This is a genomic window from Nitratireductor sp. XY-223, assembly GCF_004959855.1.
Classification (GTDB): Bacteria; Pseudomonadota; Alphaproteobacteria; order Rhizobiales; family Rhizobiaceae; genus Hoeflea_A.
This window is the reverse complement of the sequence record NZ_SPNT01000001.1, coordinates 765,012-779,552: the sequence shown is the minus strand read 5'-3', so window position 1 is coordinate 779,552 and position 14,541 is coordinate 765,012. Positions and strand designations below refer to the sequence as shown.

General features: G+C 60.8%; 13 protein-coding genes. 5 read left to right on the top strand and 8 right to left on the bottom strand.

What is annotated here, in order from left to right; all coding sequences use genetic code 11:
• The first annotated feature begins 127 nt into the window (after window positions 1–127).
• From E4M07_RS03435 to E4M07_RS03425, 3 genes are all read left to right on the top strand, one after another.
• Window positions 128–844, top strand: a complete 717-nt coding sequence (locus tag E4M07_RS03435; RefSeq protein WP_136656872.1) for a LuxR family transcriptional regulator — start codon at window positions 128–130, stop codon at window positions 842–844.
• 154 nt (window positions 845–998) lie between these two features.
• Window positions 999–1,646 (top strand): acyl-homoserine-lactone synthase, encoded by a 648-nt coding sequence (locus E4M07_RS03430; protein ID WP_136656871.1) that lies wholly within the window; start codon window positions 999–1,001, stop codon window positions 1,644–1,646.
• Window positions 1,647–1,762: 116 nt separating this feature from the next.
• Window positions 1,763–2,788: a DUF2865 domain-containing protein gene (locus E4M07_RS03425; protein WP_136656870.1), complete on the top strand. Its 1,026-nt coding sequence runs from the start codon at window positions 1,763–1,765 to the stop codon at window positions 2,786–2,788.
• Here E4M07_RS03425 and gltX read toward each other — a convergent pair.
• Window positions 2,706–4,100: a glutamate--tRNA ligase gene (gltX, locus tag E4M07_RS03420; RefSeq protein WP_136656869.1), complete on the bottom strand. Its 1,395-nt coding sequence runs from the start codon at window positions 4,098–4,100 to the stop codon at window positions 2,706–2,708. The two genes, E4M07_RS03425 and gltX, sit on opposite strands and share 83 nt — an antisense overlap.
• A 56-nt stretch (window positions 4,101–4,156) precedes the next feature.
• A complete protein-coding gene (locus E4M07_RS03415) occupies window positions 4,157–5,383 on the bottom strand; it encodes an MFS transporter (protein ID WP_136656868.1) in 1,227 nt (408 codons plus the stop codon).
• A 170-nt stretch (window positions 5,384–5,553) separates the two neighbouring features.
• On the opposite strand from E4M07_RS03415, the gene E4M07_RS03410 reads away from it, so the two are divergent.
• A complete protein-coding gene (locus tag E4M07_RS03410; protein ID WP_136656867.1) occupies window positions 5,554–6,309 on the top strand; it encodes a sulfite exporter TauE/SafE family protein in 756 nt (251 codons plus the stop codon).
• Between the two features lie 12 nt (window positions 6,310–6,321).
• Here E4M07_RS03410 and E4M07_RS03405 read toward each other — a convergent pair whose 3' ends face one another.
• From E4M07_RS03405 to E4M07_RS03380, 6 genes are all read right to left on the bottom strand, one after another.
• Complete coding sequence (locus E4M07_RS03405) at window positions 6,322–8,004, bottom strand: NAD+ synthase (protein WP_136656866.1); 1,683 nt, start codon at window positions 8,002–8,004, stop codon at window positions 6,322–6,324.
• 54 nt (window positions 8,005–8,058) lie between these two features.
• Window positions 8,059–8,421: a diacylglycerol kinase gene (locus E4M07_RS03400; RefSeq protein WP_136656865.1), complete on the bottom strand. Its 363-nt coding sequence runs from the start codon at window positions 8,419–8,421 to the stop codon at window positions 8,059–8,061.
• 69 nt (window positions 8,422–8,490) lie between these two features.
• Window positions 8,491–9,285, bottom strand: a complete 795-nt coding sequence (locus E4M07_RS03395) for a class III extradiol ring-cleavage dioxygenase (protein ID WP_136656864.1) — start codon at window positions 9,283–9,285, stop codon at window positions 8,491–8,493.
• 108 nt (window positions 9,286–9,393) lie between these two features.
• Entirely contained in the window at window positions 9,394–9,768 is a 375-nt protein-coding gene (locus E4M07_RS03390) for a phosphomannose isomerase type II C-terminal cupin domain (protein WP_136657489.1), read from the bottom strand.
• Complete coding sequence (locus tag E4M07_RS03385; protein WP_169054068.1) at window positions 9,752–12,400, bottom strand: ATP-binding protein; 2,649 nt, start codon at window positions 12,398–12,400, stop codon at window positions 9,752–9,754. Before E4M07_RS03385 ends, E4M07_RS03390 begins: the two co-directional genes overlap by 17 nt.
• A gap of 1 nt (window position 12,401) precedes the next feature.
• Window positions 12,402–13,139 (bottom strand): response regulator, encoded by a 738-nt coding sequence (locus E4M07_RS03380; RefSeq protein ID WP_136656862.1) that lies wholly within the window; start codon window positions 13,137–13,139, stop codon window positions 12,402–12,404.
• A gap of 314 nt (window positions 13,140–13,453) precedes the next feature.
• Here E4M07_RS03380 and E4M07_RS03375 point away from each other — a divergent pair, with 314 nt between their 5' ends.
• Complete coding sequence (locus tag E4M07_RS03375; protein ID WP_136656861.1) at window positions 13,454–14,476, top strand: ABC transporter substrate-binding protein; 1,023 nt, start codon at window positions 13,454–13,456, stop codon at window positions 14,474–14,476.
• Window positions 14,477–14,541: the final 65 nt, after the last annotated feature.

The window sequence follows — 14,541 nt, the reverse complement described above, 5'->3', positions numbered from 1 at the left end:
GAGCCGGCAGTTAACCGGTGTTCGCAGGCACGTGGGATTCGGCGCGGGCCGATCCCTGAATCCACTGGACTCAGCCTCGGGACACTCCGACAATGTCGCCACCCGAAGACTCTGGGGGTTGTTCGATATGTCAGTCCGACAAGTTTTCTACGACCTACTCGACGAGCTCGAACACGAAGGTCCCAAGGATACAGACGAGATATTCGCAAAGGTGCAGACGCACTATGGAATTCGCCATCAGTGCTACATCAACATGTCGCTCGCGGCCGGGAAACAGGATGTCCTCGATGTCATCCATTCCTTTCCCGATGAATTCGTCAGGGTCTACAAGACGAAACTCTATTTCGTCGATCCGGTGATGCATACGGCGCTGATCGGCATCAAGCCCGTCGACTGGCACGAACGCCGCAGGAACGATCCGGCAGCCGAGAAAATCTTCACGGCAGCGGCGGAGTTCGGGATCAGCGACACCGGCATGACCATTCCGCTCGTGTGCCGGGGCAACCAGGCGGCGATGTTCTCGATCAATGTCGACATGGGCCCGGGCGAATGGGCGCGCTACCGAAAAGAGGTCATCGGCGAACTGCAAGTGCTTGCGACCTACCTGCACTCGGCCAGGCAGGAACGGGCGCAGGACAGCGTGGTCGTGGACCTGACCGCGCGCGAATCGGAAGTCCTCACCTGGACGGCCGCCGGCAAGAGCTATTGGGAAATTTCCATGATCCTGGGCATTTCCGAAAGAACGGTCCGCTTCTTCATGACCAATGCGCGGCAGAAGCTCGGGGTCGTCACCAATTCGCAGGCCGTCGCGCTGGCCGTGTCGAAAGGCATCATCCCGCTCTGACCGTCGCTGAAATTCGGCGTGCTGCAGACGGTTTGCGTCAACCGGAAATCCAATCACATTTCGGGGGTCCTTGAAAACTGTCACTACCGACAGTACCGGGTGGCAGCGGCCGGATCACATACTTCCTGAGTCCTCAAACGACTGGAGAAGTATCATGATCCGAATTTTCAACAGCACGGACAGGAAGACCAGGCCCGAAGAAACGGCCGAGATTTTCCGCCTGCGCAAGCGTGTGTTCCACGACGCGCTCGAATGGGATGTCAAGGTAACTGGCGACCAGGAAATCGATGCCTTCGACGATGCGAACCCCTTGTACGTGACCTCCATCTCGCCGGTCAGCGGAAAGATGCGCGGCGCTTTGCGCCTGCTTCCGACGCTGGGGCCGAACATGCTTGCCGACACGTTTTCGCAACTGCTCGACGGAGAGCCGGAAATCCGTAGCGCGGCGGTTTGGGAATCCAGCCGCTTTTGCATCGATCCGGATCTTGCCCAGGACCGCTCGTCGAACCAGGTCACCGTTGCGGCGGCGGAACTGATGTGCGGGGTTGGGGAAATGGGGCTAACCTCCGGCATCACGCACATCATCACGGTCACCGACGTTTTCCTCGAGCGCATGTTCCGGCGCATGGGATGCCCGGGAGAACGAATCGGCAGACCAAAGAGGATCGGCTCGGTGATCGCCGTTGCTGTCGGTTGGGAGGTCACGGAAGAACTGCTTGACCACATGAAATCGGTGGCATCGATATCCGGCCCGGTGCTGGAGACGCCGATGACCATCCACGAGGCACGCCAGGCCGCCTAGAGCGATCCAACGACATCAGCCAAGGCTGCGTCGAAAAGCGACTTAATTGGTGGGTCACAGGCTGCATGTACAACTTAATCGGTGTATGATTCCGCGGCTCGACAAGGGAATTGGATTTGACGCAGATTCGCAACCGGTTACGGCGCCTGTCCGCCATTTTCGTCGCCGGGATCGCCCTGTCGATCCCGGCCGGTTCCACGGCGTTTGCGCAGGACGCGGAGGTGTGTTCGCGCCTGCGATCGCAGTTGGACCGCTATAGCAATGAAGAAATCAGCGCGGTTCCCGCTTATCGATACGACGCCGAAATCCGGCAACAACGTCAGAAGGTCGATAAGATCCGCACGGACCTTTACAGCCTGGACTGCTCGGGCGGCAGCATCATCGTGTTCAACAACCGGACACAGTCCATGTGCCGCCGGATTGCGGCGGCTTTGACCCGCGAAGAGGCCGAACTCGACCGCCTGTTGCGCCAGCGCAATCAGGCAGCTGCGCCCGCCCGCGGCGGTTCGGCGGCCAGGCAGCGCATTCTCGCGGCCCTCAGGGCCAATGGCTGCCCGGAGGACGACGGCGTGCGTATTCGCCAGTCGCTCGATCTCGAGGGCGATGAGGACCTTATCGATCTCGGTGACCCCTACAGCCGGTTCCGCACGATGTGCGTGCGCACCTGCGACGGGTATTATTTCCCGGTTTCCTACGCCGCCTCGCCGATGCAGTTCGGCAGTGACGCAAAACGCTGTGCCGAGATGTGCCCGGCCGCGGATGTCGACCTCTATTTCCACCGGGTACCGGACCAGGAAAGCGAGGACATGGTTTCGGTTGTCGACCAGACACCCTATCGCGACCTGCCGACGGCATTTGCCTACCGTACCAACGGCCGGACCGATGACCCGCAGTGCACATGCCAGTCACCGGGGCAGATCGAGGACGCGGCCGTGGTGCCGGACGACGGCCGTTCCATCGTCATCATCACGCCAAAGCCGAAACCGGATCAAACCGAAGCGGATCATCAGGACACCGCCGAGGAGGCGCCGTCACGCGAGATAGACCCGACCCGCCGCGTCAGGGTCGTCGGGCCAAAGTTCCTTCCCGACCAATCAGAGGCAATAGATCTGCGAGCTCCGGTCCCGAGCGAATCCCAGTAAGCGCGATACGAAGCGGCATGAACAGCGCCCTGCCCTTGCGGCCTGTGGCGGCCTTGGCGGCATCGGTCCAGTCCGACCATGTCGCACCGTCCCAGGGTTCGGGCGGCAGAAGCGAAAACGCCGTTCGTACAAATTCCAGATCATCGCCGTCCAGCGTCTCCTCGTCCGCAGGCCCCTCTTCGACGACCGCCCACCAGCGCGTCGCCTCCCTGACGAAGTCGATATTCTTGCGGACCGCATTCCAGAACGGCTCGGCCTTCGGCCCCGATATTCCGAGATCGGAAAGCCGTCCGGAAACGGAATCGAAGGAAAGGCCGTGAACCAGGGCACGGTTGAGCGTGGTCAGTTCCGACGGATCGAATTTTGCCGCTGACTTGGAGGCGAATTCAGGCCTGAAAAGCTCCAGGAGTGCGGTCATCGACGGCATGGCCGCGACACTCTCGGATGTTCCGATCAGCACCGCCAGGCTGTTGATCGCCATCGGCTCGTAGCCTGTTTCGCGCAGCGCGCCGATCGAAAGCGCACTCGACCGTTTCGACAGCCCCTCCCCGGTTGCCGTGGTCAGGAGATTGTGGTGACCGAACGCCGGCGCTTCGCTTCCCAGCGCCCTGAACAGGGCGATCTGGGCACCCGTGTTCGTTACGTGATCGTCGCCGCGTATGATGTGCGACACGCCCATTTCGATATCGTCGACGACGGACGGCAGCGTGTAGAGATAGGTCCCGTCCTCGCGGATCAGCACCGGGTCGGACATGGACGCGAGATCCACCGTCTGCGGCCCGCGAACGACGTCGTCCCAGTGGACCTCGGTGCGCCGGGTCTCGAAGGGGTTTTCGGCAAAATTCGGCAACAGGAACCGCCAGTGCGGCCTGCGGCCCTCGGCCTCGTAACGCTTCCTGTCATCGTCACTGAGCTTCAGGGCCTCGCGCCCGTAGACCGGCGGCAGCCGCCGCGCCAGTCGCAGTTTCCTGCGGCGTTCAAGCTCCTCGCCGGTTTCGTAACATGCATACAGCAGCCCGGCTTCGCGCAACCGGTTGGCCGCGGCGGCGTAGGCTTCGCCTCGCTGCGACTGCCAGGCGACGGTGTCGGGGACGATGCCCAGCCAGTCGAGGTCGGCGCGGATTGCCTCGGCGAACTCGGTCTTCGAGCGGGCCTCGTCGGTATCGTCGAACCGCAGGATGAACTCGCCGTGGTTCTGCCGGGCGAACAGCCAGTTGAACAGCGCCGTGCGGGCATTGCCGATATGGATGTAGCCCGTCGGCGACGGCGCGAACCGGACGGTGGCTGGGCGATTGTCTTCGAGCTCGGTCATGATGGCGGGTTACTCAAGCGAACGGCGATTGGCAAGGAGTTTGTGGCCTTATTTGCCTATGCGCCGGCAAGCGACAGGTTCCTGGCGGCAGCGCGCCGTCCGACAAAGGCCATGAGGAAACACGTCGCCAGGCAATAAAGGCCCATGATCAAAATCTGCAATGGATAGTCGACGCCGAAATCGATGAGAAAACCGGTCACGCCAGGCCCCATGGCGGTTGAAAACACCATGAGCGCAATGACCACGGCGCGAATGGAGCCGAGGTGACGGGTGCCGTAAATCTCCGGCCAGAGCGCGCCGAAAAGGGTCGAGGAAAGGCCGTAGGACACGCCTAGCAGCGCCATGAACGCAAATATCCCCCACTGGACTTCCACGCCGGCGAGCAGGAAACAGGATACGGCCAACGGAAGGAGGAACGACGGCAACAGGCGAATGGCGGAATAGCGGTCGATCAGCACGCCGCCGACAAGCGCGAAACAGACCGTCATGGCCGCCATCAGCGCAAACGAGCCGGCGAAGGCCGGCAGCGACCATCCGCGCAGCTCGACAAGATAGACCTGGTGGAAGAAGATCGTGGTGCCGATAAAGCCCGGCGCCAGTATGCCGAGCAGCACCAGCCAGAAGATGGGATCGCGCATCACCTCGCGTCGCTGCCAGTGCCGCGGTGCGCTGTTGACCTCGAGGCCGTCGCTCGACCGTGGCTGACGCTCCACCCGCATGAGCGCGTAGATGACCGGCAGCGCGACGCAGACCAGGAACAGGGCCGAAAGCAGCCATGTGTTGCGCCAGCCGATGCTGACGACGATGGAAACGTAGATGAATGGCAGCAGCGCCTCGCCGGCCTGGAGCCCCAGCGTCGCCACCGAAACCGCGCGGCCGCGCTGTGCAACGTACCAGCGGCCCATCGCCGTGATCGCGTTGTGGGTCATCATGCCCTGTCCGAAAAGGCGCAGGCCGAAGATGGTGAATACCAGCATGGCGAGGCTGTCGACATAGGCCATCGAGACGGAAAACAGCGCCAGAAGCGGAATGATCAGGAGTGCGACACGCGAGACGCTCAGATAGTCGACGATCTTGCCGAGCTGCGTCAGTACGAGGGCGCTCGCGAGCGTGGCGGCCATGTAGATCGTGCCGAACTCACCGTGGCTGAGATCGAACGCATTGCGAATGTCACCCGCCGAAAGGGCGATGAAGAAGGTCTGTCCGAAACTCGAAAAGCAGGTGAGCAGAAATCCACCGGCAAGCCAGCGGACATTCTCCCGCAAGAAGGCAACGAACGACATGATCGGCTCGCCATTGGATTAAAGGACGTGCCCGCTGGCTGAAGTGGGCAGATGAAAAAATCAACAAATTCCGGATTTGGACTTTAACGCTATGCACCGAAAGGATAATCCGGGTCAAGTTCCCGTTCCACCCAAGGCCACCCCACCGGCCCGAGACATTTTTTTGACCGATGCCCGATTACACGACCCTCGCGATTGTCTTCTCGATATTCCTGCTCGCCGGCTTCGTGAAGGGATTCGTCGGCTTCGGTTTGCCACTTGTCGCTATCGGGCTGCTCACCACCGTCGTCGGCCTGCAGGCCGCCATCGCGCTGTTTCTGGTGCCGGCGCTCGGCACCAATCTCTGGCAGGGTTTCGCCGGTGGCCACACGGGGCCGCTGTTCAGGCGCTACTGGACGTTCTTCGTTCCGACGATGGTCTTTACCTTTCCCGGCACGCTGGCCCTTTCGCGTTTCGACACCAACTATATGTCCGCCCTCCTCGGACTGCTTCTGTGCCTTTTTGTCGTGCTCAGCTTCAGCCGACCCAATTTCGTCGTCCCGGTGCGGCTCGAAAGACCGTTGAACCCGGTGATGGGCGTCATCAGCGGTGTCCTTGCCGGCATGACCGGCGCGTTCACCATGCCGGGCGTCGTTTATCTGCAGGCGACCCGGCTGCCGCGCGATCACCTGGTTCAGGCCTTGGGCATGCTGTTCACGCTCTCGACCGTCGGCCTCGCCGTTTCGATGGGCTCGCAGAACCTGTTGAACTGGAACCTGGGCCTGGCGTCGTTCGCCGCCTTCCTGCCGACATTCATCGGACTGATTATCGGGACGAGGCTGCGCAAGCGCACCACCGAGGAAGGATTCAGGATCGTTTTCCTGCTGGCGCTCGGTCTCCTCGGCCTCTACATCGTCGGCCGCTCGCTGACGGCGCTCTACCTCTAGAGCAATTCTGGGTCAGCTCCGGTCCCGGAACCGGTTGGTGATCGGGTAGCGCCGGTCGCGGCCGAAGTTCTTGCGGGTGATCTTGACCCCGGGCGCCGACTGGCGGCGCTTGTATTCGGCGATGTAGAGCAGGTTCTCGATGCGGTTGACGAGTTCGCGCGGGTGGCCGCGCGCGACGATGCCGTCGACATCCATTTCCTTCTCGACAAGGCATTCAAGGATATCGTCAAGCACAGGATATTCGGGAAGCGAATCCTGGTCCGTCTGGTCCGGCCGCAGCTCAGCCGACGGCGCCTTGTCGATAATATTGACGGGAATGACCTCGCCGGACGGCCCGAGCGCGCCGGGCGGCACGTTGCCGTTGCGCCAGCGCGACAGCCCGTAAACCTGCATCTTGTAAAGGTCCTTGATCGGATTGTATCCGCCGTTCATGTCGCCGTAGAGCGTCGCATAGCCGACCGACATTTCCGACTTGTTGCCGGTCGTCACCACCATCGAGCCGAACTTGTTGGAGATCGCCATCAGGATTGTGCCGCGGGTCCGGCTCTGCAGGTTTTCTTCCGTCACGCCCTCGTTGGTTCCGGCGAAGAGGGACGAGAGAGCGCTCGAAAAGCCCTCGACCGGTTCGGCGATGGGCACGGTGTCGTAGCGACAGCCGAGCGCCCTTGCGCAGTCCTCCGCATCGCGCAGCGATTCGTCCGAGGTGTAGCGATAGGGCAGCATCACGGTCCGCACCCGCTCCTCGCCGAGCGCGTCCACCGCGAGCGCCGCGCACAATGCGCTGTCGATGCCGCCGGAAAGGCCGAGCACGACATTGGAAAAGCCGTTCTTGTTGACGTAGTCGCGCAGCCCCAGCATGCAGGCCCGGTAGTCCGCCTCGTCGCGGTCCGGGATCTGCGACATCGGTCCCTCCGAACAGGTCCATCCGTCCGCGGTCCTGCGCCAGGTCGTCACAACGGTCTGCGCCTCGAACTGGCTCATCTGGAAGGCGAGTGTCTTGTCGGCGTTCATCGCGAAGCTGGCGCCGTCGAACACCAGCTCGTCCTGTCCGCCGAGCTGATTTGCGAAGACGATCGGCAGTCCGCTTTCGATGATCTGGCGCAGCACCACCTGCTGGCGTACGTCGATCTTCTCACGATAGTAGGGCGAGCCGTTGGCGACAAGAAGCAGTTCGGCGCCGGTTTCCGCGAGCGTCTCGCAGACGCCGAAATCGCCCCAGAGGTCCTCGCAGATCGGCAGACCGAGGCGCACGCCGCGAAAATTGACCGGCCCGGGCATCGGCCCGACATCGAAAACCCGTTTTTCGTCGAACTCGCTGTAGTTCGGCAGATCCACCTTGTAGCGCTCGGCGGCGATGCGGCCGCCGTCGAGCAGTGCGACGGCGTTGAACCGGCCGTCGGCGTTCTGCCGCGGCACGCCGATAACAACGCCCGGCCCGCCATCGTCCGTCTCCTCGGCAAGCGCCAGCAGCGCGCTGTCGCAGGCTTTCATGAAAGCCGGTTTGAGGACCAGGTCTTCGGGCGGATAGCCGGAGAGGAAAAGCTCGGTAAACAACACCAGATCTGCGCCTTGGCGCGCCGCGTCAGCGCGCGCCAGCCGGGCAAGCTCAAGATTGCCGGCAATATCCCCCATGGTAGGATTTTGCTGGACGACTGCGATGCGGATGACGTTGTTCAGTTCCTGTTTGTCGCTCATGAATTGCCATGTATCGTGCAAGGCTTCACAAGGCAATGCCCGGCAGGACCCCGCTCATGCCGATGCCAGGATGCCGACTTTTTGCGCGATCACCGACAGCCAGATAATGCCGGCGAGTGCAATGGTCAGGGCAACGGCCGCTGAACCGCAATCCTTGGCGATCCTGATCTCGTCCATGTCGTCGCGGCTAAGCGCGTCGCAAAGCGCCTCCAGGCCGGTATTGAGGAGTTCGGCAACCAGCATGATGACAAGCGATCCGGTCAAAAGCAGATAGACAAGCGCGCTGTCGGCCAGAAGATAGGCCACCGGCAGTGAAACCAGTAAAACGGCCGCTTCCTGCCGGAACGCGGTCTCGTTCCTCATCACATGGGAAAGTCCGTTCCAGGAATTGCGGAACGCAAGCAGAAGCCTGTTCATGCGGCTCTCCCGAATCAATTGCCAGACCGGGCGCACGCTAAACCGATTATGTGAAGAAGAAAAACATCCCTATTCGAAGGCGTAGGCGTTCATCGACAACACGCCGAAGTCGCACGAACTGTGCAGTTTTCGCGCTTTCCAGCCCTCTCCGGCGGCTCCGACCGCGCTGAACAGCGGCATAAGGTGCTCGTCGGTCGGATGGTTTTCGACGGCATAGGGCGCCCGGTCCCGGTATGCGAGCAGGGCTTCCAGGTCGCCCGTTTCGAGCTTGCTGTCCATCCAGTCGACATATTGGGAAACCCAGGCCGGCGTGGCGGCGGCGCGCTCGCCGCAGCGAAACGCGGCAAACGCCTTCTGCAGATTGTGCGTCATCGAACCGGAGCCGGCGATCAGGATGTTCTCGTGCCGCAGCGGCTCCAGCGCCCGCCCCAGCCGGTGGTGGTGCTCCGGCCCCGCATGCGGATCAACCGACACCTGGACAACCGGTATATCGGCATCCGGATAAAGGAGATGCAGCGGCACCCAGGTCCCGTGGTCGAAGCCGCGGTCGCGGACAACGCCCGCCGCCAGCCCGTCATTGCGCATCATGCACGCAAGACGCTCCGCCAGTGCCGGGCTGCCGGGCGCAGCGTATTCGATCTCGTAGAGTTCCTTCGCGAAGCCGCCGAAATCGTGAATGGTCGCCGGCACTTTGTCGCCCGAAATCGCCACGCCTCCGGCTTCGAAATGGGCGCTGACGACGACAATGGCGTCCGGTCGGGGCAATTCACGCCCCAGCTTGCCGAGAAAGGTGTGCGCCTCCGTATCGGCAATCGCGATGTCGGGCGAGCCGTGGGAAAGGAACAGGCTGGGCAGTGCAGTCATGGGCAAACCTCTTTGCCCAACAACTAACGCGAAACGGCCTAATCGGAAGACCGCGATTGCTGGACACATCTTCCAGCAATTGTGAACGCAATATCCGAGGGGGCTGTATCAGCGGCTGTAATCGTCCTCGATGCGGACAATGTCCGATTCCCGCAGTCGCTCTCCGGTTTGCACCTCCAACAGCACAAGCGTCTCCGGACCCGTGTTATGAACCCTGTGAGTGGCGGATTTCGGAACAAACACGTAGCTTCCGGTCTTCACAGTCCATTCCCTTCCATCGACTGAGACGGCTCCCTTGCCGCCGACGATAATCCAGTGTTCGGAACGAAATGCGTGATATTGCAGCGACAGGCGCTGACCCGGATTGACTTCAATGCGCTTCACCGCGAAATCCGCTCCTTTGTCGACCACCAGCCAGCGGCCCCATGGTCGCACATCCGATTGGCCGGTGGCATAGGCTGCGCAATCACGCGGATCGTTCATCACTGGTTCTCCTTCCGGATTGTCTGTCGTACGCGTCGGCAAAGGGCGGTCCATTCAGGATGCGCCTCACCTTGTTCGCGGTTAAGGGTTTGGCGGCAAAGACGATCCTTCCCGCCAGTTCATCCGGCACATCGACATCGCGGCCACCGCCGGAGGTGACGATAATTTTCCTGCATTCAGTCCGGTCAAGGCTCTTGCGCGCCAGGTCCCAACCGGATGCCCCGTCGTCGAGCTGCAGGTCGGTTACCAGCGCATCAAAGTATCGACCGTGTTCGATATATTCACTTGCCGCACCGAATGTACCGACCGCGACAACATCGTTTCCCATCTTGCGAAGAAGTTCCGATGTCCTGGCAAGAGTAGACGCGTCGTCTTCCACCAGGAGGACGGTTCCGGCATGGGGGCTCGATGCGGACGGCTGCTCAGTCCTGCCGGCTGTGCACAGCGGCAACGTCAATGTGACGCGGGTTCCCTTTTCCGGCGCGCTTTCGATTTGCATGTCTCCGCCGGACTGCTTGATAAAACCGAAGACAGAACTCAATCCAAGGCCGGTGCCCTGCGCGCCCCGACGGGTAGAGAAGAACGGCTCAAGCGCCCGCTCAAGCACTTCGGGAGACATTCCGCAGCCATCGTCAATGACGGACAGAGACGCTTCCCCGCCGTCGGTGCTGGCGACAGCGAACCGGACGGCACCCTGTCCCGCGATCGCATGACGGCTGTTCAGGCTGAGGTTCAGCAGCGCGCTTTCCAACTGGCCCGGATCGATTTTGACATGCAGTTCCTCCGGCCAGTAATCGGTTTCCAGCTTGATGTCGCGTCCAAGGCTGAATGCTATCAGCTCGGCAATGCCGGATACGAGTTCGTTCAACTCCACCGTCTCGGGCGCCAGCACCTGTTTCCTGGAAAACGCGAGCAGGCGTTGTGTCAGCGACATTCCGATTTCCACGGCGCTCGCCGTCCTCTCCAGTATTTGCGTCGCGCGTTCATCGCCAGTGCTCCTCCCACTCAAAAGATGAATGTTGCTGGCTATGGACGTCAGGATGTTGTTGAAGTCGTGCGCGACTTCCCCGGTCAGCTGGCCCAGACTTTCCAGGTGCCGAATTTTTCTCAGTCTCTCCTCGATGCGCTTGCGCTCCGTCACGTTTGAGAAAAGCCAGATGGAGCCTCCACCCGGGAGATCGCTGCGCCGCGTTTCGATGACCGCTCCATGACCGTCGCCGAGTTCCGCATAGTTGCCGAAATCAGTCGGCTCGCCGTTTCCGGACGAAGCTTGCGCGCGAAACTCGGACAAGCCCAGGACGTGGGTCAGGGTCAGGCCCCGGGACAGCGCTGCCTTGTCCAGTTTCAAAACATCGGCGAATTGCGGATTCCAGGTTTCCAGCCGCCCGCTGTCATCCGCAATTGCGATACCGTCGGAAATGCTGTCAAACGTCGTTTCAAGCAGCGCCGTCTTTTGCCGGTGCTGCCGGTTCAACCGGTCAAGCCTGAGGGCATTTGCCCTGAAGACACGGAACGATTGAAGGAATTTGGCGATTTCATCCCGTCGATTTGAAGCGCGCGGAAGAGCCGCCGAATAGTCGCCATCGGCGAGCCGCTCCATTGCCACGGATATGGTGTCGATATGCCTTGCGACATAGCGGGAGACGTAAAAGGCTGACGCGAGCGCCAGCGCAACGCTGGCGAGACAAATGACAACAATGGTAACCTGCGCGAATTGGATGAAGTTGGCCGCCCGCATTCGGTTCAGATGAATTTCCTGCTCTCCCGCGCGAACGAGCGTCGCAATCATATTATTGAAATCGTTCGTGTTATTTCCGATTCGCCGCAGCATGTTGTTGGCGTTGAGACGCTGCGTGAGTGCTTCATGCTTCAGCGCGAAGAGCCCCTCGGGCCCGCTGGCAAGACCAACCAGTTCCTGGAATTCGCGTCGGTCGCCGCGGGCGGCAGCAAGCTCCTTGGAACGTACCGAAAGCTGCACATAACGCCGTCTGTATTCACCCAGGCCAAGAAGGTTCTCAGAACCGTTGGCGGCGATTAGCGTGCTGGCGATTGTCTGCATCAATCGCAGAAATCTCAATTCCACGGCGTCGTCGTCACCCTGCAGGGTGATCCGTTGGTCGATCGCCCGCTCCATGACACGCAGCCGACCTGAGATGAGCCTTGCCCTGTCATCCGCATCCGCCAGCCGGCCCGATATGGCGGCGAGATCCGCGACATCCGATTGCAGAGATGCGAGCAGTGGATTGGCCTTTTCAACGAGCGGGGCGGGAACCAGTCGGGCATTTTGTTGTCTGGGAAGGTTTTCCCACAGATGCTCTATTGCCGAAAACTGCTCGGCCAGTTCGGAAGCCTCATCCACGATCATGTAGGAAGAACGCAAATTCAACAGGAATGGAGCTGTCGTCGCAAGGTCGGACGTGCGTCGCACCAGGTCGAGCGATCGCGCCACAACAGTCAGCGTTTCCTCATGGAGGCTTTCAAGGCGCGTGTCCGCCCGCTCAAGCCAGAAAAGCGCAATTGCCCCGACCAGCAAGGTGGCGAGGGTCAGAACGGCAACCGCCATCAGCAGACGGACGCGAATCGTGGCAAGCGGCCCGGTGTTCGGCAGAAGTGCCGATATCGATTTCAACATCCTACCCGGCATCGGTCACAAATATGTACCCAAGCCCCCTGCGTGTTTGCAGATGAACCGGTTTTGACGGCACCTGTTCGATCTTCCGGCGCAACCGGAGAATCAGAACGTCGATTGTCCTGTCGACATAGCGCGACAGATCGCTGCCAAGCACATTCAGGAGCAACTCGCGCTCGATGACGCGATTGGGGTTCTTGACGAAGAACTCAAGCAACCGGAATTCCGAATTGGTGAGCGGGATTTCCTCGCCATCGCTGGTGAAGAGGCACCGTAGCCCGACATCCACATAGTAGCGGCCGAAATGGAAAACGCTGCTTGGGTGGGGCGGCTCCTCCCGGATCAGTGTCGCATGCGTTTCCGAATAACGCCGAAGCACCGCGCGAATGCGCGCGATCAGTTCCCTAGGGCTGTACGGTTTCATGATGTAGTCGTCCGCACCGGTTTCAAGGCCGACAATCCGGTCCACTTCATCACCTGTACCCGTCAGCATGATCACCGGAAAGGAAAGGCTCGCCCGGATATCCTGCACGAGGCTCAATCCGCTTTCGCCGTTCAGTCGCAGGTCAACAATCGCGAGACTGACGTCTTCCTTGTTCTCAAAAGCCCTGAATTCATGCCCGCCGGCAAATGGTGCCGCGGCATAGCCGTGATCGTGCAACAGCATTGTCAGTGCATCGCGGACATCCGGATCGTCATCGATCACAGCGATCAGGTCGGCAATCGGGTGTGTATCAGACATATTCGGCCCGGACTCCTCCATCCGCAGCGAGACCTCCCAGTATCGGCCTGGATGGCTGCATTATACCATACGCACAAGCACACCTTTTTGGCGCCGGCAATCCAGTTTCAATTGTTACGATTATTTCAATCCCCTAACCGGCATGTAAGAAACCAAACACAAAACGGGCTGCCGGTATTTGTATTAACAGGCAAAGGCTGGATCGGCCTACAAAGACGCTCCTACGCTTGCGTGCACGGATTTCGAGGCCGGCCGTTGACCGGCTTCCTGTCCGCTTTCGGCACAGGCCGAACTGACATAAAGTGGAGGACACAATGAATTTCAGACTAGGTGCAAGCATTGCCGTTCTGGGGCTGGCATTATCCGGCCAGCAGGCGCTATCGGCGGACAATCTCAACGTCGTCTGCAGCAACGAGCAGGACTGGTGCGATCTGATGGTCAATGCCTTCGAGGGCAAAACCGGCATCGACGTGGCCATGGTGCGCAAGAGCACCGGCGAGACCCTGGCCCAGATACGCGCTGAGGCGAACAACCCGAAGGTCGACGTCTGGTGGGGTGGCACCGGGGATCCGCATCTCATCGCCGCAGCCGAAGACCTGACCCAGCCGTCTGGTGTCGACACATCCGAGCTTCTCGGCTGGGCAGTCAATATGGCCGAGATCACCGGCGGCAAGACTGTCGGTGTCCATGCCGGCGCCCTCGGCATCGCTTACAATGCGGATGTGATAGCCGAAAAGGGACTGGCTCCGCCGGCTTGCTGGAAAGACCTCGCGGACCCGGCCTACAAGGGTGAAATACAGGTCGCCAATCCGAACAGTTCAGGTACGGCCTACACGGAACTGGCAACGTTCGTTCAGCTTTTCGGCGAGGACGAGGCTTTCCGGCTGCTGGCGGAAATCGGAAAGAACGTAAACCAGTATACCAAATCCGGATCCGCCCCCAGCAAGGCCGCTGCCCGTGGCGAAACGACGATCTCCATCGGCTTCATGCATGATATGGTGAAACTCGCCAAAGCCGGCTTTCCCTTGAAGATCGTGTCCCCCTGCGAGGGCACCGGGTACGAGGTCGGCGGTGTCAGCATCATCAAGGGGGCAAAGAACGTCGATGCCGCGAAGCGATGGGTCGATTTCGTATTGAGCGCCGAAGCGCAGTCGCGTGGACCCGAGGTCGGCACGTATAACGTACCATCCAACAGTCGCGCGACAGTGGCCCCGGAGTCGCCGGATCTCGCGTCGATCAAACTGATCGACTACGACTTTGCCACTTATGGAGCATCCGACACCCGCAAGCGTCTGCTCTCCAGGTGGGATAAGGAAGTCAAGCCGACCGGCAACTGACTGAAAACCGGAGCGCAACCTCTCCCAAGCGCGTTTCGGTATTTTGGCCGGCACACAGTGCCGGC

Excerpts from the sequence above, each read along its gene's own strand:
- E4M07_RS03400 (WP_136656865.1), bottom strand. The coding sequence starts at position 8,421 with ATGAACAGGCTTCTGCTTGCGTTCCGCAATTCCTGGAACGGACTTTCC.
- E4M07_RS03405 (WP_136656866.1), bottom strand. The coding sequence starts at position 8,004 with ATGAGCGACAAACAGGAACTGAACAACGTCATCCGCATCGCAGTCGTC.
- E4M07_RS03380 (WP_136656862.1), bottom strand. The coding sequence starts at position 13,139 with ATGTCTGATACACACCCGATTGCCGACCTGATCGCTGTGATCGATGAC.
- E4M07_RS03395 (WP_136656864.1), bottom strand. The coding sequence starts at position 9,285 with ATGACTGCACTGCCCAGCCTGTTCCTTTCCCACGGCTCGCCCGACATC.
- E4M07_RS03410 (WP_136656867.1), top strand. The coding sequence starts at position 5,554 with ATGCCCGATTACACGACCCTCGCGATTGTCTTCTCGATATTCCTGCTC.
- E4M07_RS03435 (WP_136656872.1), top strand. The coding sequence starts at position 128 with ATGTCAGTCCGACAAGTTTTCTACGACCTACTCGACGAGCTCGAACAC.
- E4M07_RS03415 (WP_136656868.1), bottom strand. The coding sequence starts at position 5,383 with ATGTCGTTCGTTGCCTTCTTGCGGGAGAATGTCCGCTGGCTTGCCGGT.
- E4M07_RS03385 (WP_169054068.1), bottom strand. The coding sequence starts at position 12,400 with ATGTTGAAATCGATATCGGCACTTCTGCCGAACACCGGGCCGCTTGCC.
- E4M07_RS03390 (WP_136657489.1), bottom strand. The coding sequence starts at position 9,768 with ATGAACGATCCGCGTGATTGCGCAGCCTATGCCACCGGCCAATCGGAT.
- E4M07_RS03430 (WP_136656871.1), top strand. The coding sequence starts at position 999 with ATGATCCGAATTTTCAACAGCACGGACAGGAAGACCAGGCCCGAAGAA.
- gltX (WP_136656869.1), bottom strand. The coding sequence starts at position 4,100 with ATGACCGAGCTCGAAGACAATCGCCCAGCCACCGTCCGGTTCGCGCCG.
- E4M07_RS03375 (WP_136656861.1), top strand. The coding sequence starts at position 13,454 with ATGAATTTCAGACTAGGTGCAAGCATTGCCGTTCTGGGGCTGGCATTA.